This window comes from Streptomyces sp. NPDC048636 (assembly GCF_040650655.1).
In the GTDB taxonomy this organism is placed as follows: Bacteria; Actinomycetota; Actinomycetes; order Streptomycetales; family Streptomycetaceae; genus Streptomyces.
In genome coordinates this window covers 299,845-323,375 of sequence record NZ_JBEZHR010000002.1, presented here as the reverse complement: position 1 = coordinate 323,375, position 23,531 = coordinate 299,845, and the positions used below count along the sequence as shown (strand labels likewise).

Here is a 23,531-nt window from a genome sequence, read left to right as displayed (position 1 = left end):
ACCGGCGGCATCGGGCGCTCAGGCGGGCTGGGTGCCCTCGCCCTCCGCCCCCTGCTCGTTCGGGATCGCACCGCCGAAGCGGCGGTCGCGGGAGGCGTATTCGAGACAGGCGCGCCACAGGTCCCGGCGGTCGAAGTCGGGCCAGAGCACGTCCTGGTAGACCATCTCGGCGTAGGCGCTCTGCCAGATCAGGTAGTTGGAGGTGCGCTGTTCGCCGGAGGGGCGGAGGAAGAGGTCCACATCCGGCATGTCCGGGTAGTACAGGTACTTGGCGAAGGTCTTCTCGTTCACCTTCGAGGGGTCGAGCCGGCCCGAGCGGATGTCCTCGGCCAGGGCCTTCGCGGCGTCCGCGATCTCGGCGCGGCCGCCGTAGTTCATGCAGAAGTACATCGTCATGGCGTCGTTGTCCTTGGTCTGCTCCTGGGCGACCTGGAGCTCCTGGGCAACGGACTTCCACAGCTTCGGCATCCGGCCCGCCCAGCGGATACGGATGCCCATCTCGTCCATCTCGTCACGGCGGCGGCGGATGACGTCACGGTTGAAGTTCATCAGGAAGCGGACCTCGTCGGGCGAGCGCTTCCAGTTCTCGGTGGAGAAGGCGTAGAGGGAGAGGTTCTTGACCCCCATCTCCAGGCAGCCCTTGAGCACATCGAGCACGACGGCCTCGCCGACCTTGTGGCCCTCGGTGCGGGGCAGACCGCGCTCCTTGGCCCAGCGGCCGTTCCCGTCCATGACGACGGCGACATGGGCCGGCACCAGCTCTCCGGGGAGCTTGGGGGGCCGGGCGCCGGAGGGGTGGGGGTCCGGGGCCCGGTACTCGCGTCGCTGTCGGCCCAGAATCCCGCGTCGTGCCATGCCTGCCACGTCTCCTCGTCCGTCGTTCCGGTGGCTCCGGTGGTCCCGGTGCTCTGTCTGTCGTCTGTTGTCGGTCGTCCGTGCTCGTCCGCTGCCGGAGCGCGGGACCGGCGGCTACTTCTCCACGTACCGCAGCGACCGGAGCCCGCGCTCCAGATGCCAGTGCAGATACGCCGCCACCAGCCCGCTGCCCTCCCGGGCGTGCCGGAGCTCACACGCGTCCGCCGTCTCCCAGTCCCCCGTCAGCAGCGCGCCCAGCAGCGCCAGCGACTCCGCCGAGGGTACGACGCTTCCGGGCACCCGGCACTCCCCGCAGATGACACCGCCCGCGCCGACCGAGAAGAACCGGTTGGGGCCGGGCATCCCGCACCGCGCGCAGTTGTCGAAGCTGGGCGCGTAGCCGTTGACGGCGAGCGAGCGCAGCAGAAAGGCGTCGAGGACGAGATGCGGTTCATGCTCGCCGGAGGCGAGGGTGCGCAGGGCGCCGACGAGGAGCAGATACTGCTGGACGGCGGGCTCGCCCTCGTGGTCGGTGAACCGCTCGGCGGTCTCCAGCATCGCGGTACCGGCGGTGTAGCGGGCGTAGTCGGTGACGATGGCGCCACCGTACGGAGCGATGGACTCACTCTGTGTGCACAGTGGCAGTCCGCGCCCGATCAGCTCACCGCCGCGTGCGAAGAACTGCACATCGACATGGGAGAACGGCTCCAGCCGGGCGCCGAACTTGGACTTCGTCCGCCGCACCCCGCGCGCCACGGAGCGCACCCGGCCGTGGTGGCGGGTGAGCAGGGTGATGATCCGGTCCGCCTCACCCAGCTTCTGGGTGCGCAGCACGATGCCGTCGTCGCGGAACAGACTCATGGCGCTCATTCTCCCTCAGCGGGGCATGTGATCGAACCCGCCCTGCCCGTTCCCTCGAGCTCAGGCGCGGACCAGCACGATCGTCTCGGAGGGAGGGGTGATGCCCTCCGTGCGGCGTTGCAGAAGGAGGAAGCGGGCGGCGATGCCCCGGTAGGTTTTCGCCACCATTGGCGCCCCCAGCAGCCGCTCGGCGACGGCCGCCACGGTCAGCGCCGCGAGCCGGAAGTACGGGCCGTCCCCGGGGTCCATGGTGCGTGGCGCCTCCGTCAGCGCCCGGGACCAGCCGGTGACGCGGTCCACCAGCGTGCCCAGGACCGGTGCGACCCACTCCGGGGCGTCGTACGGGAGCAGGGTGTCCAGCCGGTCGCCGTAGCGGGTGGCCTGGGTGGCGAGGTCCTCCCCGTACACCGGGCGCGTGGTGTCGACGGGGTGGCCGAGCACCGGCGCCACCCGGTCCGCGAAGGAGGGCGCCCGGAGGGTGAGGAGGGACCCTCCCTCCGGCTCGGCCAGGAGGTGCAGCAGCGCCGCGATACGGGCGGCCGTGTCGATCCGCTCGGTGAAGTTCGCGGCCGCCAGCTCATCGGCCCGGAGGCGGGCGCGGACCTCGGGGCTGCTGACGTCGGCGTGCCAGTCCCGGCTCATGCGCCGGTCTCTTACGGCGCGCAGTTCGAGGACGGTGGCCAGCGCGATGTTCCCCTGGCTGAGCACCTCCTCGTCCGCGGGGCCCTGGCCGAGCCAGTTCCAGGCCGCCTCGCCCGCCGGAACCACCCAGGGGTGGCGCGTCCCTTCCGGCAGCCACAGCGACAGCAGGGTGTCCGGCCCGTTCTCGCACCACATCGTGTGCCGGGGCGAGCGGGCGACCAGGCCGAACGCCCCGTCCTTGGCCTCCGTCACCGTGGGCAGCCGGTACGCGTCCCCGTCCGGGGCCAGGGAGTTGACCCAGTCCACGAACTCCCTCGCCGCCGTCCGGGTCATCCCCACCGCGGTGTCGTCCGCCCCGCCGTCCGTGAGGCCGGGCGCGCCATCCGTGAGGCCGGGCGCGCCGGGCCGGTCGCGTTCCTCCGCGAACAGCCGGTAGATCTCCCGCGTCACCGGGCGGGCGCAGGCCACGGTGGTCTCGCCGAGCCGTACGGTCCGGCGCAGTTCACGTATCACCGTGATCGCCGTCATCAGCCGGCGCCGGGCCGAGCCGACCGGACCGCCGAGCGACTCCTCGCGCAGCGCCTCCAGCCGCCGTGCCACCTCGGGGGCGAATTCCGTCGCCTCCGCCGCGCAGTCGTAGGCCAGGGCGAGCGCCCGGACGGTGCCGGAGGCGAGGCACGCCTCGACGACCGGGGCCGGGTCCTCACGGGCCGCGTACAGCAGGGTCGTCTCCCGCCACCAGTCGTCGTCGACCTGGGCGACCAGGACGTCGACCAGGCGGCGGTGCTGGATATGGAGGGCGGCCAGATGTTCCTGGAAGGTGAGATGGGCGAAGGCGTACAGCCCGCGTTCCCGCTCGATCAGCAGTCCGCTGACGACGACGGTGTCCAGGAACTCCTGGGTGGACATGGCCGAGGAGACCCGGAAGAGGAGCGGTCGCAGGACGTCGGACGCGTACTCGCCGCGGATGTCCCGCATCCGGTCGGCCATCATCACGAAGGCGAGTTCACGGAGGACGACCTCCTTCTTCGCACCGCTCAGCTCGTCCGGTGACGCCGCCGTCCCGCCCTTGGCCTCCTGCCGCCGCCACAGCAGCACCTCGCAGATCTCGCCGTACAGCTCGGCACGGCTGCCGGGCAGGGCGCCGCGGTAGCGGTGGACGTTGGCGATCATCGTCAGCAACAGCGGGTTGGCCGCCAGGTCGTAGAGGACGGACCGGGCGCGCAGCCGGTTCAGCAGGTCCTCGGCGCCCTCATGGGCGCGGTCGGCGACGGCCGCGTCGTCCGCGCCGGTGCTCAGCCGCTCGATCGCGCGGTACCAGCCGTGGACGAAGCGCCCGATCTGCTCACCGGTGAATCGGCGGATCTGGAGCACCCGGGCGCGGTTCACCGGGGCGCCCTGGTAGCCCTGCGGCCGGGAGGTCAGAACGAAGTCATTGGCCTCGTAACTCTCGATCTGCCGCTCGACCCAGCGGGACACCTCCCGGCGGTGCTCCTCGCGGGCCACCTCGTCCAGGCCGTCCAGCAGCACCGTGCAACGGCCCTGCTGGAGCCGGCCGTCGAACCAGTCGGGCGGTTCACCGCCGGTCAGCCGTCCCAGTGAGGCGCCGATGACCTGGGGGAGGGTGATCGCCGGATTCGCGGTGATCGCCTCGGCGTGGTCCCGGAGGAACAGCAGCACCGGCAGATCGCGGCGGCCCCGGCCGCGGTGCTCCTGGGCGAGTCCCAGGGCCAGGTGTTTGAGCATGGTGGTCTTGCCGGTGCCGGGGAAGCCGATGACGGCGAGGGCCGCGCCCCGCGGCCCGCCGAGGAAGTCCCGCACCGACCGCCGCGCTGTGACGGCGCCGCCGTCGGCGCCCGCCAGGGACTCGCGCGACACCTGGTGCGCCGAGCGCGGCATCAGGCTGACGTCGACGAAGACCTCTTCGAGCCCCGGGGTGTAGTCCCCGCGCGTCGCGAGCCCTTTGAGATCGATGAACCGGTGGCGGCTGAGCACATAGGCCCGGTAGTCGCGTTCGAAACGGGAGACCCGCCACTGGAGCCTCCGGTCGACCGCGTCGGCGACCCGCTCCACCCACCGGTCGGCCACCTTGCCGTACACCTTGGCCAGGAAGCCGACGCCCGCCAGCAGTGCCGCGTACCCGAGGAAGAGCAGCAGGGAGCCGACCGGATGGCGGCTCACCGAGGACCAGAAGCGGGCCCCCAGAATCGCGGGCGGCACCAGGCTCGCCACCGCCAGCGCACCGCGTGTCAGTAACCCAGCGCCTTTGCCACCCGCCACCGTTCTCCCCCCGAGAGGCCCGTGACGTTCCGTTATAGCGCAAACACCGCCGGTTGGGGCCCTGTTCGGCCCGGACCGGCGCGAGCGTCTCAGGAGACGGCTCAGACGCGGGAGAACGGCTCGGCGTAGTTGAACGCGCCCTTGAGGGTGGGCCGATAGGCGGTCAGGGTGCGGACCTGGAAGTACTCGCCCCAGGCCGGGTCGGGGGCGGTGATACCGAACTCGGTGGAGGGGCGGAAGCCGAAGCGGCCGTAGTAGTCGGGACTGCCGAGCAGGGCCACCAGCGGTTCGCCGAAGGCGTCGGCGGCGCCGAGCACGGCGTGCACGAGCGCCTTGCCCACACCGCGCCGCTGATGGGCGGGGAGGACGCTGAGCGGGCCGAGACCGAGCGCGAGGGCCTGGTCGGGGCCTAGATGGCCGCGGGTGCACACCACATGGCCGACCACCTCGGCGTCGTCGCCGATGGCGACGAAGGAGAGCGCGGGCAGCCAGGCGTCACAGGTGCGGAGCCCCTCCAGGAGGGTGACCTCGACCGGGACCGGGGCCTCGGACCTGCTGGCGAAGGCCGCCGCGGTGACGTCGGCCACGGCGGCGATGTCTGCGCGGGTTTCTCGTCGGATCAGCACCGGCACAGTGTGGGCGGCCGAAGTGGGGAGGGGCAACCGATTTGTGCGAGGACGAGTACCGGGCCGCCGGGGCACCGCGAGAGCGCCGCGGTCACCCCGCCATACCGGACAACACCGCCCCGCCCCGTCCCGCCCCGCGAAATGAACCGCGGATCATTTCCACTGGAATAGAGATAACTAATTGCCTGAGCTGCGGAATTCCAGGAGATCGACCCCGGCGATTAGGGCGGTGGCGGTCACTGATAAACATTCCTTTCCGCAATTGACCCGCCTGGACGCGCAATCCGCGCGAGAGGGAGAATTCTTCATGTCACAACCACCTCCGCCGCCGCCCTACGGAGGTGGCTCGTATCCGGGCGCACCCCCGGTCCATCCGGGCGGTTCGCCCGGCGGGGGACGCGGCAGCCGCCGCCGTCCCCCGAAGTCGCCCATGGCGAAGGTGACCGGGGCGGTGGTGGCGGTCGCGCTGCTGGTCGGCGGGGGTATCTGGGTGACCGCGGACAAGGACTCCGACGGCGGTGGCTCGACGGCCGACGTGGTCGAGGGCAAGGTGCTCGGCAAGGTGCCCGCACCGAAGATCCGCGGCGGCGGCCTGGTCCACACCCCGGGGATGTGGGTCACCGACAGGACCTTCGCCAAGGCGGGCGTCAAACAGATCGTCGGCTATCCGCTGGACGGCGGTTCCACCCGGTGGAAGATCCCGCTCGGCGGTGAACTGTGCTGGTCCTCCCGGCAGGTCACCAAGGACGGCCTGACCACCGTGCTGTTCGAGGACGACTCGCAGGACCCGTCGGTCTGCACCCAGGTGGGCCTCGTCGACCTCGACAAGGGCAAGCTGCTCTGGACGAGGCATGGCAAGGAGACCGGTGAACTGGCGTCGGACGGGGCCGTGATGTTCGACGAGGTGTCCATCGGCGGCGGCACCGTCGCGGCGGGTGGTACCAGCGGCGGCGCGGCATGGACCACGGACGGCAAACCGCTGTGGATGCCGGAGTCCTCGGCGGACTGCGCGGAAAAGGGCTACGTCGGCGACGAGAAGAAGCTGATCGCGCTGCGCTCCTGCCAGGCGTCCGCGTCGGACACCGAACAGCTCGAGATCCGGACCCTCAACCCCCGTACCCGGGCGGTGACATCGGCCTACAAGCTGGCGCGGGGCACCGAATACGCCCATGTGATCTCCACCTCCCCGCTGGTGGTCGGCATCACGAAGGGCGGGACCGGCGTCGCCGAGGTCCTGACGATCGACGACAGCGGGAAGCGGGGCAAGCTGGTCAGCACGGTCGCCCTGAAGGGCGGTGAGTACACGTACGAGGAAGGCTGCCCCGCGACCGAGCTCGGCGGCTGTGCGCAGGTCGCCGTCGATCCCCAGTCCAAGACGCTCTTCCTGGGCACGGACTACCGCGCCCGGTCCACCTCCGGCCCCAGCAACGAGATCGTGGGCATCGACCTGAAGACCGGCAAGGTGGCGGGCAAGGCCGACGGCACCGAGGCGGGCCCGCTGATGCCACTGGGGCTCGACAAGGACGGCTCCGTCATCGCCTACCAGAAGCCCACGCTCTCGGAGGGAAGTGCGGTCTGGCGGATCGATCCGGCGTCGTACAAGAAGAAGCAGCTGATGCGGAACCCGTCAGAAAACGCGGAGGTCGAGTCGTATATCGATATGGACGGGCATTACCTGTACGCCGGCAAACGGCTCTATCTGGGCAAGAACACCGCCAGCAAACCCTCGAGCGAGTACAACAAGAAGCTGGGCGTGCCGCTGGCCATGGTGATCGGCGCCGAATGACCCCGTCCGCCCTGAGGCGGGCTCAGCTCGCCTTCGGCCGTACTTCCAGGGCGCGTTCGACCAGGACGTAGGTCACACCGTGGTCGGCGAGGATGTGCGCGGCGACGCCCGGCCGGGCGAGAAGGGCGAGCAGCAGATGCTCATCGCCGATGTGGCGGTCGCCGCGGCCGAGGGCGATCCGCAGCGACCGTTCCAGAACCGCCTTGGCCTCCGGGGCGAAGGGGCGCCGCCCCATGCGCCTGCCGCGCCGGAGGCCGGACCGGGCGCCGGGGGCGCCCGAGGCGGCGAGGGCGCCCGCGCCGTGGACCTCCTCCACCCGGGCGACGATCTCCTCGATGTCGATACCGAGTCCGGCCAGCGCCGCCGCGTCCGCGCCGGAGATGCCGCCGCGGCGGCGCACCTCCGCCAGCGAACGCTCGATGGAGTCGCGCCGCCCGTGCGCGCCGAGACCGGAGAGCACGGTGGCGGCGGGGCCGCCGGTGCGGTCCAGCAGCGCGAGCAGCAGCTCCGCTTCGCCGACCTGGGCGCCGCCCGTCTCCTCCGTGTGGCGTACGGCTCCGTGGACGACCTCGCGGGCATCGCGGGTGAACTTCTCGAACATCAACGCCTCCCGTGCTTCTTGTGGACCGCCTGTCTGCTGACGCCCAGTTCGGCGGCGATCTCCTGCCATGACCACCCCTTGGCGCGGGCGCTGCGCACCTGGACGGCCTCCAGCTGTTCCAGCAGGCGGCGCAGCGCGGCGACGGCCCGCAGCCCGATCCGGGGGTCCCGGTCGCCGGCGCGCTCGGCGAGATCCGTTGCTTCGGTCATGGGTGTCAATGTAGGTTGACGCACTCCCTGGCGTCAACCCCGATTGACATCGGGGCGCGCGTCGGGACACCCCGGGGCCGGAATTGGTTCGACGCGGCCAGGGGGCGTCCGGCACCCTCCCGCCATGGACCCTCATTTCTGGCCCCTGTACGGGCTCCGCGTCCGCACCCCCCGCCTCGAGCTGCGGCTCCCCGATCTCCCCCGGCTCGATGAGCTGGCCGCGGTGGCGGCGGAAGGGGTGCACGACCCGGCCGAGATGCCGTTCAGCGTCCCGTGGACCGACGTGACCCCCGAGGAGCGCGGACGCGGCACCTTCCAGCACGTACTGCGGACCGTGGCGGAGTGGCGTCCGGAGGACTGGACGCTGAGCCTGGCGGTGCTGCACGAGGGGGCGGTGATCGGGCGGCAGGACCTGACGGCGCGGGAGTTCGCGGTGACCGGGGAGGCGCAGACGGGCTCCTGGCTGGGCCTGGCCCACCAGGGGCGGGGGTTCGGCACGGAGATGCGGGCGGCGGTGGCGCACCTCGCCTTCGAGGGCCTGGGGGCGCACGGGCTGACCTCGGGCGCGATGGTGGAGAACGGCCGCTCGCTCGCGGTGTCGCGGCGGCTCGGCTACCGCCCCGACGGCTTGGAGACCGTCGCCGTACGGGGCACCGCCCGGACCGTCCAGCGGCTGCGGCTGGACCGCGCCGCCTGGGCGGAACACCGCGCCGCCATCCCGGTCGAGGTGAGTGGACTGGAGCCGTGCCGCACACTGTTCGGCGCCCCGCGACCGGCCCCCTGACCACCGGAATGCGAGGCCCACCCGCCCGCTCTACGGTGGTTCGAGGGGGTAGGGACGCATTGGAGGTGGACACCCCATGGCGGGCAAATTCGAAATCTACGAGGACAAGGCCGGTAAACACCGCTTCCGTCTGAAGGCGGGCAATGGCGAGATCATCGCGGTCGGCGAGGCATACGAATCCAGGAACGCGGCCGAAAAAGGCGTGGAATCGGTCAAGAAGAACGCGCCCACGGCCGAGGTCAAGGAAATGCCGAGCGACAAAATGTAGCGACAGGACGTCGCGGCACGAGGTGAGGCGGGGACGGGCGGGGCGGTCGTGAGCGCGCGGCGCGGCCGCTGAGCGGAGCGTGCGATTCTCCGCGCACCGCTCGCTATTCTCCCCGACGTGAAGAAGCCTCGAATAGCCAAGGCCGCGGCCGACCGGCTCCGGCGGGCGCGGCGCGCCGTGCGACGCGGCTGGAAGCACCCCCGGCTGAAGTGGCCCAAGCGCGTCACGGCCGCACTCGTGGGCACTCTGGCCCTCGCCGTGCTCGCCGCCGGAATCTCGCTGCGGCTGCTGTACGCGGGGGAGCCGGGGCCCGGCACCCGGACCCGGGGCCGGGACGCGGTCTGGCTCGGCCACGCCTGGGTGGACGGCCGGGGCGGCGAACGCGAACTGGCGGCCCTGGCCCGGCGGGTGCGCGGCAGCGGCATCCGCGACCTGTACGTCCACGCGGGCCCGCTGGAGCACAACGGCACCCTGCCCGCGGCCCGTTACCCCAAGGCCGCCTGGCTGCTGAAGGCCGTCCACCGCGAACTGCCCGGCGTCCGCGTACAGGCGTGGCTGGGCGACGTACTGGCCACCGAGGGGCCGACCGGCCTCCGGCTCGGCGACCGGGACAACCGGGCCCGGGTCGTCACGTCCGCGCGACAGGTGCTGGACGCGGGCTTCGACGGGGTGCACTTCGACCTGGAGCCGCTGCACTCCGGCGACGGCTCCTATCTCTCGCTCCTGGACGGTCTGCACGCCCTCACCCGCGCCCGCCACGCCCCGCTGTCGGTGGCCGCCCATCAGATCGACCCGCTGCCGGGGCTGCACTCGGCGGCGGGCTTCCTCACCGGCCACCCCAAGTGGTGGTCGCAGCGGTACTTCGGCCAGGTGGCCCGGCGGGTGGACCAGATCGCGGTGATGTCGTACGACACCTCGACGCCGCTGGAGAGCCTGTACGGCGGCTATGTGGCCCAGCAGACCGAGCTCGCGCTCGAGATCACCCCGCCCACCACGGACCTGCTGATGGGCCTGCCCGGCTACCACACCGACAACCTGGGCCGGCACGCCTGGGCCGAGACCGTCCCGGCGGCGGTACGCGGCACCCGCCTCGGCCTGGCCCGCCAGGACCGCCACCGGCAGCGGTTCGGGGTGGCGCTGTACGTGGACTTCGCCGCGACGGAGGAGGACTGGAGGGCGTACCGGAAGGGCTGGGGAGCACCCGCCAAGCGGTGAGCGGGTCCCCTGCCGTCAGGGGCCGAACCAGCCCGCCACATCCAGCCGGAAGCCGCTGGGCGGCGCCATCGTCCGCAGATCCGCCTCCAGTTGGCGCAGCCGCTCCTCGCCCAGCCGCCCGGCCCACGCGGTGCGCAGCTCCTCGAAGACGGCGGCCGACCGGGCCAGCGCGTCGTAGCCGCGCGGGGTGAGCCGGATGAGCTTGCGCCGGGCGTCGGCCGGGTCGTCCACCCGGGCCGCGTAGCCCAGCGCCGCCAGCCGGTCGACCGTCTTGCCCGCGGCCTGCTTGGAGACCCCGAGCCGTCGGCCCAGCTCGCTGGCGGTGGTGCCGTCCCGCCCGATGGCCTGCATGGCGAAGCCGTGGGCGGGGCGGATATCGGAATGGCCCTGGCGGGCCAGTTCGGCGTGCAACTGGTCGACGATCGAGCGGAATCCGGCGAAGAGCAGCAGCGGCAGCTCGAACCCCGGGGTGTCCTCAGCCATGCGGACCGCCCTTGCGCCAATCGACAACCTGGTTTACTTTTTCGACAACCACGTTGACTACTCTAGCTCCGGGAGTCCGTCTTGCCCACGCCCGTATCCGATCACGCCTTCCCCGTCCACACCGTGGACTCCGCGCCGCCCGCCGCGCGGCGCGCCATGGAGATGACGGTCCAGCGTCTCGGCCACCTCTCCCCCGCCGTGGCGAGACTCGCCGAGTCGCCGCAGCTGCTGGACGGGTTCCTCAAGCTGAGTGCGGCGTTCGAGACGACCACCCTCGATCCGCTCGCCCGCGAAGTGCTCATCCTCACGATCGCCGTCCGCAACGCCTGCCACCTCTGCGTCGAGATGCACACCGCCACCCTCCGCGCCCTGGACGCGGAGGCCGGGCTCATCGAAGCCCTGCGTGAGGCGCGGCCCCTGGAGGACGAACGGCTCGACGCCGTGAGGATCTTCGCCCTCGACGCCCTCGCCACCGCCGGTGCGCTGAGCCCCGGCGCCCTGGACGCCTTCCTGGCCCGGGGATACACCCGGCGCAACGCGCTGGAGGTGGTGCTCGGCATCGGCGCGTACACCCTGTCCACGTTCGCCAACCGGATGACCCAGGCGCCGCTGGAGGAACGGCCCGCCCCGGCCCAGGCGCGCCCCGCCGCGGGCTGAGGACCTGGCCCCCGGCGGTCAGAAGGGCGCGCGGGTGGCGGCCAGGAGACGTGCGGTGTCATCGGGGCCGATCATCAGGGCGCGGCCCACGGTTTCCAGGACGGCGCGCTCGGCCGGGCGGTACGCGCCGTCGGCGACGGCGATCCGGGCGCCCTGGAGCAGGATGGCCTCACGGCCGGTGGGGGCCAGATGGGGGGCCAGCGGCTCAAGGGCCTCGTGGAGCTCGATGGCCAGCGCCGTACCGCACGGGTCGAGGCCGTCGCGCTCCCCGGTGCCACAGGCGCCCGGGAGACGGCCGGTGTCGGCGGCGAGGGCCTCGATGAGGGCGAGGAGCTGTTCCTCGCTGCAATCGGCGAACCCGGCCGCGCGGACCGCGCCCACCGCGACCTGGCGGACCGCGGCCGCCTCGGTGCCACCGGCGGCCAGCACCGCGAGGGCCACCGTGTGCACCGCGTCGCGCAGCATCGCGGAGAAGCGGGTGGTGGTCGGATGGTCGAGCGCCTCGGTGCCGAAGCGGCCGCAGCAGGCGGCGCACTCGACGACGGGGGCGACCGGACCGCGGGGCAGCAGCGGCAGGCCGAGCAGCACGATACGGCGGCGGCCGGTGCGGCGGCGGTAGTTGCGATCACCTCCGCAGTCGGGGCAGAAGAACTCACCGTCGCCGACGGTCCGCCACAGAGTGCGTACGCCTACCACACACAGGTCCCGGTCTCGTCGGGCACGCGCGTGCACCACGTCACACCTCCATAACGCTTCGGCCACGTTGCCGCGTTGACGTGATGCTAGCCACATCAATGAGGTGACGTCAGTACCCCGAACGGAGACAACAGGCCAAACCCGGGGCCCCGCCCACCTCACGCGGTGGACGGGGCCCATGTGGGTGACGGGTCAACCGGCCCTTGCCGAGGGGCCGCCCGGCCCTGGCGGCGGGCCCGCGGCGGAGGCTAGCGACCGGCCCGGTTGACCGCCGAGACGACCGCCTTCAGGGAGGCCCGCACGATGTTGGCGTCGATCCCGACGCCCCACAGCACCTGGCCGTCGATCGCGCATTCGATGTACGCGGCCGCCTGTGCGGTCGCGCCCTCACTCAGCGTGTGCTCGGAGTAGTCCAGCAGCCTGACGTCCACGTCGATGGCGCCCAGGGCCTCGAAGAACGCGGCCAGCGGACCGTTGCCGGAGCCGGTCAGCACCACCTCGGCGCCGTCCACGACGGCCGCCACGGTCAGCGCGTCGGTGCCCTCGGTGGTGGTGGAGGTCTGCGCCGAGCGCAGCGAGATCCGGCCCCACTGGTTGTCGTCCGTCGGCAGGTACTCGTCCTGGAAGACCGACCAGATCTGGGCCGGGGTGATCTCTCCGCCCTCGGCATCGGTCTTGGCCTGAATCGTCCTGGAGAACTCGATCTGCATCCGCCGCGGCAGATCCAGGTTGTGGTCGTTCTTCAGGACATAGGCGATGCCGCCCTTGCCCGACTGGGAGTTGACCCGGATGACGGCCTCGTAGGAGCGGCCGACGTCCTTGGGGTCGATGGGCAGATACGGGACCGCCCACTCGATGTCGTCGACCGGCTTGCCCTGCTCGGCCGCGGACGCCTCCATCGCCTCGAACCCCTTCTTGATGGCGTCCTGGTGGGAGCCGGAGAAGGAGGTGTAGACCAGATCGCCCGCGTAGGGGTGGCGCGAGTGGATCTCCATCTGGTTGCAGTACTCGGCGGTACGACGGATCTCGTCGATCTCCGAGAAGTCGATCTGCGGGTCGACGCCCTGGGAGAACAGGTTCATGCCCAGCGTCACCAGGTCGACATTGCCGGTGCGCTCGCCCTGGCCGAACAGACAGCCCTCGATCCGGTCGGCGCCCGCCATGATCGCCAGCTCGGCGGCGGCGACGGCGGTGCCGCGGTCGTTGTGCGGATGGACCGACAGACAGACGTGCTCGCGCCGGGACAGCCGGCGGGACATCCATTCGAAGCGGTCGGCGTGGGTGGAGGGGGTGGAGCGCTCGACGGTGGCGGGCAGGTTCAGGATGATCTCGCGGCCGTCCTCGGGCTGCCAGACGTCCATCACGCCCTCGCAGACCTCCAGGGCGAAGTCCAGCTCGGTGTCGGTGAAGATCTCCGGGCTGTACTGGTAGCCGAAGGCCGTCCGGTCGTCCAGGATCTTCTCGGCGTACTCCATCACCAGCCGGGTGCCGTCCACCGCGATCTGCTTGACCTGGTCCCGGCTGCCGCGGAAGACCACCCGGCGGAAGACCGGGGCGGTCGCGTTGTACAGGTGCACGGTGGCCCGGTGGGCGCCGCGCAGCGACTCCACGGTGCGCTCGATCAGCTCCTCGCGCGCCTGGGTCAGGACGGAGATCGTCACATCCTCGGGGATCGCGCCCTCTTCGATGATCGACCGTACGAAGTCGAAGTCGGTCTGCCCGGAGGAGGGGAAGCCGACCTCGATCTCCTTGTAGCCCATGCGTACCAGCAGGTCGAACATCTCGCGCTTACGGGCCGGGGACATCGGGTCGATCAGCGCCTGGTTGCCGTCCCGCAGATCGGTGGACAGCCAGCGCGGCGCGACGGTGATGCGGTTGTCCGGCCAGGTGCGGTCGGGGATGTCCACGGCCTCGTAGCGGCCGTAGCGGTGGATCGGCATCCCGGAGGGGCGCTGGGTGACGGTCGCGGCGGTGATCGGCGTGGGGCGGCCGACGGAATGGCCGGGCGTATCGGAGTGGGTCATGGCGCGTAGGGCTCCTCGTGAGTCCGCTGGACGTAGGTCCACTGGGCGGCCGACGGGCGTAATCACCGCAACACCGAACTCCGCGGGGAGGGGGTCGGCCTACGACTACAGGCCCTCGCCGCGGCAGCTAAGAAGAAGCAGCCCGAAACGCATGATGGGAAGCAGCCTAACCGAGACGCCCGGGACCCGGCGGGGCCGTATCACTATGCGGGACGGCACATCTCCCGCCGCCGCCCGCCGGGAAATCCCCATCTACCACTCGATTTCATCAATCATGACCGCAAGGAGTGACAACCCCGCAGCGCAGTGCCACATTGCCAGCCATGGACGTCTACCCGAACACCCACCGTGTCTTCTGCACGATCGTGCCGCCGCACGTCCTCGACAAGCTCTCCCACGCCGACGATCCCGCGGTGGCCGGACCCGCCCGCCGCACCCTGGAGCGGGACGCCCTGGAGCGCACCCGCCGCCGGATCACCACCGTCCGCGGGGTCACCGCCACCGCGGAGCGGGCCCCGTCCAACAAGCCGAAGCGCACCATCTACGACGCCGAGCACGAGACGCGGCTGCCCGGCAAGAAGGTGCGCGCCGAGGGCGACGCGGCGGGCCGTGACGAGTCGGTCAGCCGCGCCTACGACGGTCTGGGCGCCACCTTCGAACTGTTCCTCAAGGCGTACGGCAGGCGCTCCGTCGACGACTCCGGACTCCCGCTGAACGCGAGCGTCCACTACAGCGACGACTACAACAACGCCTTCTGGGACGGCGAGCAGATGGTCTTCGGCGACGGGGACGGCGAGATCTTCCTCGACTTCACCATCCCGGTCGATGTGATGGCCCACGAGCTCACCCACGGCGTCACGCAGTACACCGCCAACCTCGAGTACTTCGGCCAGTCCGGCGCGCTCAACGAGTCCATGTCCGATGTCTTCGGCTCGCTGGTCAAGCAGCACGTCCTCGGCCAGACCGCCGAGGAGGCCGACTGGCTGATCGGCAAGGGGCTGCTCGCGGAGCGGGTCACCGGGGTGGCTCTGCGCTCGATGAAGGCCCCGGGCACCGCGTACGACGACGATGTCCTCGGCAAGGACCCGCAGCCCGGCACGATGGACGACTTCGTCCACACCTCACGGGACAACGGCGGGGTCCACATCAACTCCGGCATCCCCAACCACGCCTTCTACCTCGCCGCCACCGCCCTCGGCGGCAACGCCTGGGAGCGCGCCGGGCAGATCTGGTACGACGTGCTCACCGGCGGCGATCTGGCGTCCGACGCCGAGTTCAGCGACTTCGCCCAGCTCACGGTGGCCGCCGCGCAGTCCCGCTACGGCGAGGGCGAGGAGCTCACGGCGGTGCGGGAGGCGTGGGCCGGGGTCGGCATCACCGATCTGCGGACGCGGGCGGGCGCGCGCTAGGGCCCGCCCTCGGGTAGTGATGGACGCATGCGTATCTCCGTCACCCGCACCGGCGGATTCGCCGGAATCGAGCGCCGGGCCGAGCTGGACACCTCCGGCCGGCCCGACGCCACCCATCTGGCCGCCCTGGCCCACCAGGCCGTCGAGAAGGGAGCCGCGGCCGCCGGCCGCGGCGTCCCCGACGGTTTCCACTACGAGATCACCATCGACGGCCGCACCGTCCATGCCGCGGACCCGCACCTGAGCGAGGCCCAGCGGGAGCTGGTCCGCACGGTGCTCAAGGAGGGGGCGTAATCAGAAGCCCAGCTTCCGGAGCTGCTTGGGGTCGCGCTGCCAGTCCTTGGCGACCTTGACATGCAGATCGAGGAAGACCGGTGTGCCCAGCAGCGCCTCGATGTGCTTGCGGGACTTGGTGCCGACGTCCTTGAGCCGCCGTCCCTTGGGGCCGATCACGATCCCCTTCTGGCTGGGCCGCTCGATATAGAGGTTGGCGTGGATGTCCAGCAGGGGCTTGTCCGCGGGCCGGTCCTCGCGCGGCAGCATCTCCTCCACGACCACCGCGATGGAGTGCGGCAGCTCGTCCCGCACACCCTCCAGCGCCGCCTCGCGGATCAGCTCGGCGACCATGACCTGCTCGGGCTCATCGGTGAGGTCGCCCTCGGGATAGAGGGCCGGGCCCTCGGGCAGCAGCGGGACCAGCAGATCGGCCAGCAGGCTCACCTGACCGGCCCCCGCCCCGGCTCCGTTGTCGCCGTCGGCGGCAGCGGCGTCGGGGCCGCGGCCCGCCTGCTTCTCCGCGTCCACCGCCGAGACCGGGATGATCTCCGCCCATTCGATGCCAAGCTCGGTGCCGAGCCGGTCGACGGCCAGCAGTTGCCGGGCCAGCTGCTCGGGCTCGACCAGGTCGGTCTTGGTGACGATCGCGACCTTGGGGGTCTTCTTGATCCCTGCCAGCTCGGTGGCGATATAGCGGTCACCCGGGCCGAGCTTCTGGTCGGCGGGCAGACAGAAGCCGATCACATCGACCTCGGCCCAGGTGGTCCGCACGACATCGTTGAGACGCTCGCCGAGCAGGGTGCGCGGCTTGTGCAGACCGGGGGTGTCGACGAGCACGAGCTGTGCGTCGGGCCGGTGCACGATGCCGCGCACGGTGTGCCGGGTGGTCTGGGGCCGGTTGGAGGTGATCGCGACCTTCGTCCCCACCAGCGCGTTGGTGAGGGTCGACTTGCCGGCGTTGGGGCGGCCGACGAAACAGGCGAAGCCCGAGCGGTGTGGCGGCTTCGCCGGCTCGGACGGGGACGGAGGGGTACGGACACTCATGGCGCCCATTCTCCCCGATGCCCCGACCGGCTCGGACCAGTCCGCCGGACCGGGCGGTCCGGCGGATCCGCGCAGGCCGTACGGCGGTCTCGCCGTCAGACCGGGAAGGTGCCGCGCACGGTGCCGTCCGGGCCCGCCAGCAGCACCGGCGTACCGGCCCCGCCCAGGTCCCGTACGGCCGCGCGGTCCTCCTCGGACGCGGCCTCGGCCTCGGTGACGACGGCCGCGGCCTCGAGCGAGGTGGCGCCGCTGGCGACGGCCATGGCGACCGCGGTCCGCAGCGCGCTCAGCCGGAGCGAGTCCAGGGCGACGGTACCGGCCACATAGGTGCGCCCCGTCTCGTCGCGCACCGCGGCGCCCTCGGCCACGCCGTTGCGCGCCCGCGCCGAGCGGGCCAGCGTGACGATCTTGCGGTCTTCGGGGTCCAGCTGCGCTGCGTCGCTCATACGGACGAGCATATGCGGGCCGCCCATCGGGCCGGATGCCGGTGGGGCGGCCGCTCGGTCCGGATGCCGGTGGCGCGGATCAGCCGCCCGCCACCGAGTACATCCCGCCGCGCCGTCCCTCCGGGGAGAGCAGCCACTCCAGCTTCGCCGTGGTCTCCTCGGCCGGCTGCGCCACCGTCCCCGGCCCGGCGCCCGCGACCGGCATCGGCTGGTGCAGCACGATCGTCAGGTCCGGACGGGCCGGGATCCGCAGCTGGGTGGATTCGAAGCGCAACGCGCCCACCAGCGGATGGTGCAGCTCCTTGAACATCTGCCCGGCGGCCTGGATGTCCCGTCGCTCCCACAGCTCGGTGAACTCCGTGGACAGCCGGGACAGTTCGGCGACGATCTCGCCATAGCCCTCGTCGTCCGGGTAGTCGGAGAAGGCGGCGCGGAACTGGGCGACGACCCAGGGCGCGTTCTGCGCCCAGCTCTTGGCGCGGGACCGGTAGACCGGGTCGGTGAAGAAGGTGATCAGGCAGTTCTGCGCGATCTCCGGGCGCAGCCCCAGCACCATCGCCGCGCCCTCGTTGTACGCGATCACGTTCCAGTACCGGTCCATGATGTGCGCGGGGAACGGCATCCAGCCGTCGATCAGCCGCCGGAGCCCGTCGCACAGATAGTCCGTGTCGTACTCGGACGCGGGGACCGGCGGGTTGAGCCCGGCCAGCACATAGAGGTGGCGGCGCTCGGGGTCGTTGAGCCGGAGCACCCGGGCGACCGCGTCCAGCACCTGCGGCGAGACGGTGATGTCCCTGCCCTGCTCCAGCCACTGGTACCAGGACGCGCCCACCCCGGCCAGCACCGCGACCTCCTCCCGGCGCAGCCCGGGCGTACGGCGGCGGCCGCCGTCCGGCAGCCCCGCCTCGGCGGGGCTGACCCGGGCCCGGCGGCTCATCAGGAAGTCACGCAGCTCCTGTCGGCGGTGTGACTTACCGGTGGTCCGTGTCCTCGCCGTCGTCTCCGCGGCTGCTGCCACGCCGTTCCCCCTCCTCACCGGTGGGTCCCCACCGGTGTGCTCTCACCGAAACTGGTGGTGCGGCCAACAGGATAAGTGCCCGCTCCCCACGCTCTCCCGGATCATCCGAACCTGTTGACCATGGCGATCGATTCCTCCTCCGTTCTTTCCGACCCCACCGCCGGGCGCGGTAGCGCTCCCCCGGTTCCCGATCCGGCTCCCGCACGGCTGACCGGCCGCGCCAAGCTGGTCCTGCTGGTGCTGTGCGCCGCCCAGTTCATGGTGGCGCTGGACTTCTCGATCCTGAACGTGGCGCTCCCGGTGCTCGGCCGGGACCTGGGCATGGGCCAGTCCGACCTCCAGTGGGCGGTCACCGCCTTCGCCCTGCCGTCCGGTGGCTTCCTGCTGTTCTTCGGCCGGGTGGCCGACCTGTACGGGCGGCGCAGACTGTTCCTCACCGGGCTCGCCCTGTTCACGGTGGCGTCCCTGCTGGCCGCCCTGGCCTGGAACCCGGCGGTCTTCCTCGCCGGGCGGGCCGCCCAGGGGCTGGGCGCGGCTGTCATCGTGCCCACCGGGATGTCGCTGCTCACCACCACCTTCGCCGAGGGCCCGCAGCGCGAACGCGCCCTGGGCATCAGCGGCACCCTGATGTCGCTGGGCTTCACCATCGGCATGGTCCTGGGCGGCGGGATGACCGACGCGCTCGGCTGGCGCTCCACCATGGGGCTGCTCGCGGTCGCGGGCGTGCTGGTGCTGGCCGCCGCCCCCGCGCTGCTGACGGAGTCCCGGCACCCGCGGCGGCCGCGGCTGGACGTACCGGGCGCGGTGGCCGTCACCGGTGGGCTGCTCGGTGTCATCTACGCCCTCTCGACCGCCGCCGAGCGCGGTTTCGGCGGTACCGACGTCATCGTGACGCTGGTCGGCGGCGCCCTGCTGCTCGTGCTGTTCGCGGTGGTGGAGTCCCGGGCCGCCGAACCGCTGGTGTCGCTGCCGATGCTGCGCCGTCCCACCGTGGCCTGGGGCAATCTGGCCGGGCTGACCACTTTCGCGATGATGAGCTCGGTCATCTTCCTGCTGACGCTGTACCTCCAGGAGGTGCTGGAGCTGTCGTCGCTCGTCACCGGTCTGGTCTTCGGTGTGCAGGGCGTCCTGTCGGCGGTCGCGGGCGCGGTCGCGCCCAAGGTGATCGGCCGCTTCGGCGCCCGTCGCACCCTGGTCGGATCGATGCTGATCCAGGCGGTGCTGACGGCCGTGATGGTGGCTCTGGGCGAGGACGCCACCGCCGGTGCCTGGCTGGCGATGGCCGCGGTGAGCCTCGCCAGCGTCGCTCATCTGTGGGTGATCGTCTCCTATGGCGTCATCGCCACCTCCGGACTGCCGGACCATGAACAGGGCCTGGCCACCGGGCTGGTGACCAGCTCCCAGCAGATCGGGATGACCGTGGGCATCCCGCTGCTCAGCGCCCTGGCCTCGGCCCATATCGCCTCGCTGCGCGACGGTGGCGCGGACTTCGCGGCCGCGACGCTGGGCGGAGTGCGGCTGGGCATCGGCGTCGACGCGGCGGTCCTCGCGCTGATCGCGCTCGCGGTGGGCTTGAGTCTGCGCGGACGCCGTGGCCGCGGGTGACCGGTGCGCGCACCACAGCTGCGCCGGGCCGCTGGACGCGGTCCGGCGCAGCTGTGGGTGGGTCAGCGAGTGCCCTCCCCCGGGGAGCCTGTGAGCGGGGCCGCCCGGGGGAGGTTCCGCGCCGTCCTTACGGGAAGAACGGGTACGCCTGGAACGTCAGCGTGGCGTTGGCCGACGCCGGGCTCAGACCGGGTGCCCCCGCGAAGGAGGCGGTGTAGCTGGCGGCCGAGAGCACGGTCGGCGGTACGTTCACGGTGGTGAGCGTTGCCGTGCCGCTGGCGTTGGTGACGGCGCTGCCCAGGGCGATCGGGCCGGTGGCGCTGTTGGCCCTGAAGGTGATGGTCTGCCCCGGCACCGGGTTGTTGGAGCTGTCCCTGAGCGTGGCGCTCAGGGTCGGGATGACCAGCGTTCCGTTGATCCGCAAACGGATCATCGCGGGGGTCGCCGTCAGCGTGGTACCCGTGGTGCCCACGCTCTGGACGAGCGTGGCGGACGAGGCGCTGTAACAGGCGTCGCCGCCATAGGTGGCGACCACCGTGTGCGGGCCGCTGGTGAGCGCGTTGGTGCTCACGCTGGCCTGTCCGGAGGCGTTGAGCGTGCCCATCAGGGTGGGCCCACCGCTGATCACGAAGGTCACGGTGCCGGTCGGGACGCCCGTGCCCGGGGACACCGGGGCCACGGTCGCGGTGAAGGTGACCGTCTGCCCGACCATCGACGGGTTGGGCGAGGAGGTGAGCGTGGTGGTGGTGGGCGTCGCGTTGACGGTGGCCGTTCCGGTGGTGGTCGAACCCGCCACCCCGGCGTTGCCGCCGTACGCCACCGTCACCGTGTGCGGGCCCACGCCCAGGCCGCTGGCCGTGACGCAGGCCGAACCGCTGGCGTTGAGCGTGCCGGTCAGCGTCGGGCCACCGGGGATGGTGAAGGTCACCGTGCCGGTCGGCACACAGGTGCCGGGCGCCGTGGTGGTCACCTGGGCGCACAGGCTCACCGACTGGCTGCACACCGACGGGTTGGGGGTGATGGTCAACGTGGTCGTGGAGTTCGCCTGGTTGACGGTGACCGAACCAGTGGCCATCGAGCCCGCGACGCCTCCGCCGCCCGCGTAGGAGGCGGTGACGGCATGGGTGCCGACGGGGATGGCCGTGGTGGTCACACACGCCTGACCGCTCGCGTTGAGCGTGCCGGTCAGCGTCGGCCCGCCCGCGATGGTGAAGGTCACCGTGCCGGTCGGCACACAGGTGCCGGGGGCCGTGGTGGTCACCTGGGCGCACAGGCTCACCGACTGGCCGCACACCGACGTCTGGGGGGTCACCGTCAGCGCCGTGGTGGAGTTCGCCTGGTTCACATTGACCGTTGCCGTCCCGACGGAGCCCACGACCCCTGTGGAGCCCGCGTACCCCGCCGTCACGGTGTGGCTGCCGACGGGGATGGCGGTGGTGGTCACGCACGCCAGGCCGTTGGCGTCGAGCGTGCCGGTCAGCGTCGGACCACCCGAGATGGTGAAGGTCACGTCCCCGGTCGGCACACAGGTGCTCGGCGAACCGACCGTCACCTGGGCGCAGATCTGCACCGTCTCACCGCAGACCGAGGGGTCGGGCGCGACCGTCACCGTGGTGGACGAGACGCCCTGGTTCACGGTGACCGTGCCCGTCGTGCTGGAGCCCGCGACACCGGTGTTACCGGGGTAGTCGACCATGACGGCATGGCTGCCGACGGAGATGGCACTGGTGGTGACGCATGCCTGGCCAGTGGCGTCGAGCATGCCGGTCAGCGTCGGCCCGCCCGCGATGGTGAAGGTCACATTGCCGGTCGGCACACACGTTCCCGGCTGGCCCACGGTCACCTGGGCGCACAGGGTCACTGCCTGGCCGCACACCGAGGGTTCGGGGTTCACGTTCAGCGCCGTGCTGGAGGTCGCCTGGTTGACCGTCAGCGGGGCGGTGGCGCTGGAGCCCTGGACGTCGGCGTTGCCCTCATAGGTGGCGGTCACGGTGTGGCTGCCGACGGGGACGGCGGTGGTGGTCACGCACGCCAGGCCGTTGGCGTCGAGCGTGCCGGTCAGCGTCGGACCACCCGAGATCACGAAGGTCACGTCCCCGGTCGGCACACAGGTGCTCGGCGAACCGACCGTCACCTGGGCACAGATCTGCACCGTCTCACCGCAGACCGAGGGGTCGGGCGCGACCGTCACCGTGGTGGACGAGACGCCCTGGTCGACCGTGACGGTCGTGGTCGCCGTGGAGCCCAGGACGTCGGCGTTGCCCTCATAGGTGGCGCTCACGGTGTGGCTGCCCGCGCCCAGCGCCGTGGTGGTCACACACGCCTGGCCGCTCGCGTCGAGGGTGCCGGTCAGCGTCGGACCACCGGAGATCACGAAGGTGACGTCCCCGGTCGCGATACAGGTGCTCGGCGAACCGACCGTCACCTGGGCACAGATCGTCACCGCCGCACCGCATGCCGCCGGGTTCGGGGCCACCGTCACCGCGGTCGCCGAGGTGCCCTGGTCCACCGTGACGGCGGCCGTCGTACTGGCGCCCGCGACACCCTCGTCACCGGAGTACGTGACCGTCACCGTGTCGGTGCCGACCGGGAGGGCGCTCGTCGTGACACATGCCTGGCCGGTCGCGTCGAGCTCCGCCGACAGGGTCGGGCCGCCGGTCACCGAGAAGGTCACCATGCCCGTCGGCGTACAGGTGCCGGGAGCCTCGACCGTCACCTGGGCGCACATCGTCACCGGCTCCCCGCAGACCGACGGGTCCGGTGTCGCGGTGAAGGCCACCGTGGACGTCGCCTGGTTGACCGTGAGCGGCACCAGCGCGGAGTTGGAAGGGCCGAAGCCCGGATCGCCGCTGTAGAAGGCGGCGACGAGATGGGCGCCCACCTCCAGGTCGGGGACCGTGATCGAGGCATGTCCGGTGGCGTCCAGCGGCGCGACCACCGCCGGACCGTCGGCGCTGACGATGAAGGTGACCGACCCGGTGGGGACGGCGCCCGGGGGCACGGTGGCCACCGTGGCGCCCAGCGTCACGGCCTGCCCGCAGACCGCGGGGTTCGGCGAGACGGTCAGGGTGGTGCTCGTCACCGCCGCGTCGACCTGCTGGATGGTGGAATCCGTGGAGGGGTCGAGGTTGGCGTCGCCGCTGTAGGCGGCGGACACGGTGTGGGGGCCCACGCTCAGGGTGCTGATGGTGAACGATGCCTGTCCGGCCCCGTCGACGGGGACGGTCACGGGTGTGCCGGAATCCACGGAGAAGCCGACCGTACCGGTCGGAGTGAACGCACCCGGTGGTACTGAGGCGACGGTCGCGGTGAAGGTGACGGTCTCGCCGAAGACCGAGGGGTTCGGCGCGGACGTCACCACAGTGGTCGAGGCAGCCATGAGAGTGGCCCCTTCCCGGTCGCGGTAAGGAGTGGGCCGCCACGGCCCCCGCAAGGTGTCTGCGGGGGCCGTGGCCATCTGTGCGGGGGTGCCCATACGGCCGGCTGTCTACGTCACATAGACAAGCCGACAGTCCCCCGACAGAGGTATGGGCGACCCACCAGTCGGTATCTGCAAGTAAGCCGGGGACTAGGCCAGATGAGCCAGGGTGCGGGAGCCCTTTCCACCCGGATGGCGCAGCGCGTCCCCGCGCACCCGGCTACGCGGGCGTACCGGGGCGCCTCGACGCGGGCGGCGGCCGCGCCGAGCGGACGGGGAGCGCCAAGTGCGCGGGGACGGGGCTGGCGGTGTGCCTGGGGCTGCGCAC

21 protein-coding genes are annotated in these 23,531 nt (G+C 71.7%); 8 read left to right on the top strand and 13 right to left on the bottom strand.

The genetic code is table 11. The features are described from left to right. Positions 1-18: 18 nt before the first annotated feature. From AB0C66_RS07280 to AB0C66_RS07265, 4 genes are all read right to left on the bottom strand, one after another. Positions 19-855, bottom strand: coding sequence for an isoprenyl transferase (locus tag AB0C66_RS07280; RefSeq protein ID WP_362434006.1), 837 nt, complete (start codon positions 853-855; stop codon positions 19-21). Between the two features lie 114 nt (positions 856-969). Continuing rightward, complete coding sequence (gene recO / locus AB0C66_RS07275; RefSeq protein ID WP_362434003.1) at positions 970-1,716, bottom strand: DNA repair protein RecO; 747 nt, start codon at positions 1,714-1,716, stop codon at positions 970-972. A gap of 60 nt (positions 1,717-1,776) precedes the next feature. Then, positions 1,777-4,590, bottom strand: coding sequence for an NACHT domain-containing protein (locus AB0C66_RS07270; protein WP_362434000.1), 2,814 nt, complete (start codon positions 4,588-4,590; stop codon positions 1,777-1,779). A gap of 149 nt (positions 4,591-4,739) precedes the next feature. After that, complete coding sequence (locus tag AB0C66_RS07265) at positions 4,740-5,264, bottom strand: N-acetyltransferase (RefSeq protein WP_362433997.1); 525 nt, start codon at positions 5,262-5,264, stop codon at positions 4,740-4,742. A gap of 307 nt (positions 5,265-5,571) precedes the next feature. Here AB0C66_RS07265 and AB0C66_RS07260 point away from each other — a divergent pair, with 307 nt between their 5' ends. Then, positions 5,572-7,050 (top strand): hypothetical protein, encoded by a 1,479-nt coding sequence (locus AB0C66_RS07260; protein ID WP_362433994.1) that lies wholly within the window; start codon positions 5,572-5,574, stop codon positions 7,048-7,050. 22 nt (positions 7,051-7,072) lie between these two features. On the opposite strand, the gene AB0C66_RS07255 is transcribed toward AB0C66_RS07260, so the two are convergent. Both AB0C66_RS07255 and AB0C66_RS07250 read right to left on the bottom strand, forming a co-directional pair. Then, positions 7,073-7,651: a Clp protease N-terminal domain-containing protein gene (locus AB0C66_RS07255; protein ID WP_362433991.1), complete on the bottom strand. Its 579-nt coding sequence runs from the start codon at positions 7,649-7,651 to the stop codon at positions 7,073-7,075. Then, entirely contained in the window at positions 7,651-7,860 is a 210-nt protein-coding gene (locus tag AB0C66_RS07250; RefSeq protein ID WP_030081114.1) for a helix-turn-helix domain-containing protein, read from the bottom strand. Before AB0C66_RS07250 ends, AB0C66_RS07255 begins: the two co-directional genes overlap by 1 nt. 124 nt (positions 7,861-7,984) lie before the next feature. Here AB0C66_RS07250 and AB0C66_RS07245 point away from each other — a divergent pair, with 124 nt between their 5' ends. The 3 genes from AB0C66_RS07245 to AB0C66_RS07235 all read left to right on the top strand — a co-directional run bounded on the left by AB0C66_RS07245 (position 7,985) and on the right by AB0C66_RS07235 (position 10,127). Continuing rightward, positions 7,985-8,644, top strand: coding sequence for a GNAT family protein (locus tag AB0C66_RS07245; protein WP_362433987.1), 660 nt, complete (start codon positions 7,985-7,987; stop codon positions 8,642-8,644). A gap of 76 nt (positions 8,645-8,720) precedes the next feature. Next, the gene (locus AB0C66_RS07240) at positions 8,721-8,912 is read left to right on the top strand and encodes a YegP family protein (RefSeq protein ID WP_362433984.1); all 192 of its coding nucleotides are present in this window, start codon (positions 8,721-8,723) and stop codon (positions 8,910-8,912) included. Positions 8,913-9,089: 177 nt separating this feature from the next. After that, a complete protein-coding gene (locus AB0C66_RS07235; RefSeq protein ID WP_362435549.1) occupies positions 9,090-10,127 on the top strand; it encodes a hypothetical protein in 1,038 nt (345 codons plus the stop codon). Between the two features lie 15 nt (positions 10,128-10,142). Here AB0C66_RS07235 and AB0C66_RS07230 read toward each other — a convergent pair whose 3' ends face one another. Then, on the bottom strand, positions 10,143-10,610 hold the full coding sequence (locus AB0C66_RS07230; RefSeq protein WP_362433981.1) for a MarR family winged helix-turn-helix transcriptional regulator: 468 nt from the start codon (positions 10,608-10,610) through the stop codon (positions 10,143-10,145). A gap of 156 nt (positions 10,611-10,766) precedes the next feature. Between AB0C66_RS07230 and AB0C66_RS07225 the strand changes: the two genes are divergently transcribed. Then, positions 10,767-11,267, top strand: coding sequence for a carboxymuconolactone decarboxylase family protein (locus AB0C66_RS07225; RefSeq protein ID WP_362435546.1), 501 nt, complete (start codon positions 10,767-10,769; stop codon positions 11,265-11,267). Between the two features lie 18 nt (positions 11,268-11,285). Here AB0C66_RS07225 and AB0C66_RS07220 read toward each other — a convergent pair whose 3' ends face one another. Together AB0C66_RS07220 and leuA are read right to left on the bottom strand one after the other, a co-directional pair. Next, positions 11,286-12,002 (bottom strand): TerB family tellurite resistance protein, encoded by a 717-nt coding sequence (locus AB0C66_RS07220; RefSeq protein ID WP_362433978.1) that lies wholly within the window; start codon positions 12,000-12,002, stop codon positions 11,286-11,288. A 209-nt stretch (positions 12,003-12,211) separates the two neighbouring features. Beyond that, positions 12,212-13,987: a 2-isopropylmalate synthase gene (leuA, locus tag AB0C66_RS07215; protein WP_362433975.1), complete on the bottom strand. Its 1,776-nt coding sequence runs from the start codon at positions 13,985-13,987 to the stop codon at positions 12,212-12,214. 323 nt (positions 13,988-14,310) lie between these two features. Between leuA and AB0C66_RS07210 the strand changes: the two genes are divergently transcribed. Both AB0C66_RS07210 and AB0C66_RS07205 read left to right on the top strand, forming a co-directional pair. Then, the gene (locus tag AB0C66_RS07210; RefSeq protein WP_362433972.1) at positions 14,311-15,396 is read left to right on the top strand and encodes a M4 family metallopeptidase; all 1,086 of its coding nucleotides are present in this window, start codon (positions 14,311-14,313) and stop codon (positions 15,394-15,396) included. Between the two features lie 27 nt (positions 15,397-15,423). Then, positions 15,424-15,690, top strand: coding sequence for a protealysin inhibitor emfourin (locus AB0C66_RS07205; RefSeq protein ID WP_362433969.1), 267 nt, complete (start codon positions 15,424-15,426; stop codon positions 15,688-15,690). Here the strand turns inward: AB0C66_RS07205 and AB0C66_RS07200 are convergent, their stop codons facing one another. The 3 genes from AB0C66_RS07200 to AB0C66_RS07190 all read right to left on the bottom strand — a co-directional run bounded on the left by AB0C66_RS07200 (position 15,691) and on the right by AB0C66_RS07190 (position 18,099). Beyond that, on the bottom strand, positions 15,691-16,725 hold the full coding sequence (locus AB0C66_RS07200) for a GTPase Era (RefSeq protein ID WP_362433967.1): 1,035 nt from the start codon (positions 16,723-16,725) through the stop codon (positions 15,691-15,693). Positions 16,726-16,811: 86 nt separating this feature from the next. Next, positions 16,812-17,162, bottom strand: coding sequence for a cytidine deaminase (locus tag AB0C66_RS07195; protein WP_362433964.1), 351 nt, complete (start codon positions 17,160-17,162; stop codon positions 16,812-16,814). A gap of 79 nt (positions 17,163-17,241) precedes the next feature. After that, a complete protein-coding gene (locus AB0C66_RS07190; protein ID WP_362435543.1) occupies positions 17,242-18,099 on the bottom strand; it encodes a helix-turn-helix transcriptional regulator in 858 nt (285 codons plus the stop codon). A 201-nt stretch (positions 18,100-18,300) separates the two neighbouring features. Here AB0C66_RS07190 and AB0C66_RS07185 point away from each other — a divergent pair, with 201 nt between their 5' ends. Next, positions 18,301-19,785, top strand: coding sequence for an MFS transporter (locus AB0C66_RS07185; protein ID WP_362433961.1), 1,485 nt, complete (start codon positions 18,301-18,303; stop codon positions 19,783-19,785). A 127-nt stretch (positions 19,786-19,912) separates the two neighbouring features. Here AB0C66_RS07185 and AB0C66_RS07180 read toward each other — a convergent pair whose 3' ends face one another. Further along, positions 19,913-23,164: an Ig-like domain-containing protein gene (locus AB0C66_RS07180; RefSeq protein WP_362433958.1), complete on the bottom strand. Its 3,252-nt coding sequence runs from the start codon at positions 23,162-23,164 to the stop codon at positions 19,913-19,915. Positions 23,165-23,531: the final 367 nt, after the last annotated feature.

What these genes read in the sequence shown, in the direction of transcription:
- AB0C66_RS07280 (WP_362434006.1), bottom strand. Translation starts at nt 855, where the DNA reads ATGGCACGACGCGGGATTCTGGGCCGACAGCGACGCGAGTACCGGGCC.
- recO (WP_362434003.1), bottom strand. Translation starts at nt 1,716, where the DNA reads ATGAGTCTGTTCCGCGACGACGGCATCGTGCTGCGCACCCAGAAGCTG.
- AB0C66_RS07260 (WP_362433994.1), top strand. Translation starts at nt 5,572, where the DNA reads ATGTCACAACCACCTCCGCCGCCGCCCTACGGAGGTGGCTCGTATCCG.
- AB0C66_RS07255 (WP_362433991.1), bottom strand. Translation starts at nt 7,651, where the DNA reads ATGTTCGAGAAGTTCACCCGCGATGCCCGCGAGGTCGTCCACGGAGCC.
- AB0C66_RS07250 (WP_030081114.1), bottom strand. Translation starts at nt 7,860, where the DNA reads ATGACCGAAGCAACGGATCTCGCCGAGCGCGCCGGCGACCGGGACCCC.
- AB0C66_RS07245 (WP_362433987.1), top strand. Translation starts at nt 7,985, where the DNA reads ATGGACCCTCATTTCTGGCCCCTGTACGGGCTCCGCGTCCGCACCCCC.
- AB0C66_RS07240 (WP_362433984.1), top strand. Translation starts at nt 8,721, where the DNA reads ATGGCGGGCAAATTCGAAATCTACGAGGACAAGGCCGGTAAACACCGC.
- AB0C66_RS07230 (WP_362433981.1), bottom strand. Translation starts at nt 10,610, where the DNA reads ATGGCTGAGGACACCCCGGGGTTCGAGCTGCCGCTGCTGCTCTTCGCC.
- AB0C66_RS07225 (WP_362435546.1), top strand. Translation starts at nt 10,767, where the DNA reads ATGGAGATGACGGTCCAGCGTCTCGGCCACCTCTCCCCCGCCGTGGCG.
- leuA (WP_362433975.1), bottom strand. Translation starts at nt 13,987, where the DNA reads ATGACCCACTCCGATACGCCCGGCCATTCCGTCGGCCGCCCCACGCCG.
- AB0C66_RS07210 (WP_362433972.1), top strand. Translation starts at nt 14,311, where the DNA reads ATGGACGTCTACCCGAACACCCACCGTGTCTTCTGCACGATCGTGCCG.
- AB0C66_RS07205 (WP_362433969.1), top strand. Translation starts at nt 15,424, where the DNA reads ATGCGTATCTCCGTCACCCGCACCGGCGGATTCGCCGGAATCGAGCGC.
- AB0C66_RS07200 (WP_362433967.1), bottom strand. Translation starts at nt 16,725, where the DNA reads ATGGGCGCCATGAGTGTCCGTACCCCTCCGTCCCCGTCCGAGCCGGCG.
- AB0C66_RS07195 (WP_362433964.1), bottom strand. Translation starts at nt 17,162, where the DNA reads ATGAGCGACGCAGCGCAGCTGGACCCCGAAGACCGCAAGATCGTCACG.
- AB0C66_RS07190 (WP_362435543.1), bottom strand. Translation starts at nt 18,099, where the DNA reads ATGAGCCGCCGGGCCCGGGTCAGCCCCGCCGAGGCGGGGCTGCCGGAC.
- AB0C66_RS07185 (WP_362433961.1), top strand. Translation starts at nt 18,301, where the DNA reads ATGGCGATCGATTCCTCCTCCGTTCTTTCCGACCCCACCGCCGGGCGC.
- AB0C66_RS07180 (WP_362433958.1), bottom strand. Translation starts at nt 23,164, where the DNA reads ATGGCTGCCTCGACCACTGTGGTGACGTCCGCGCCGAACCCCTCGGTC.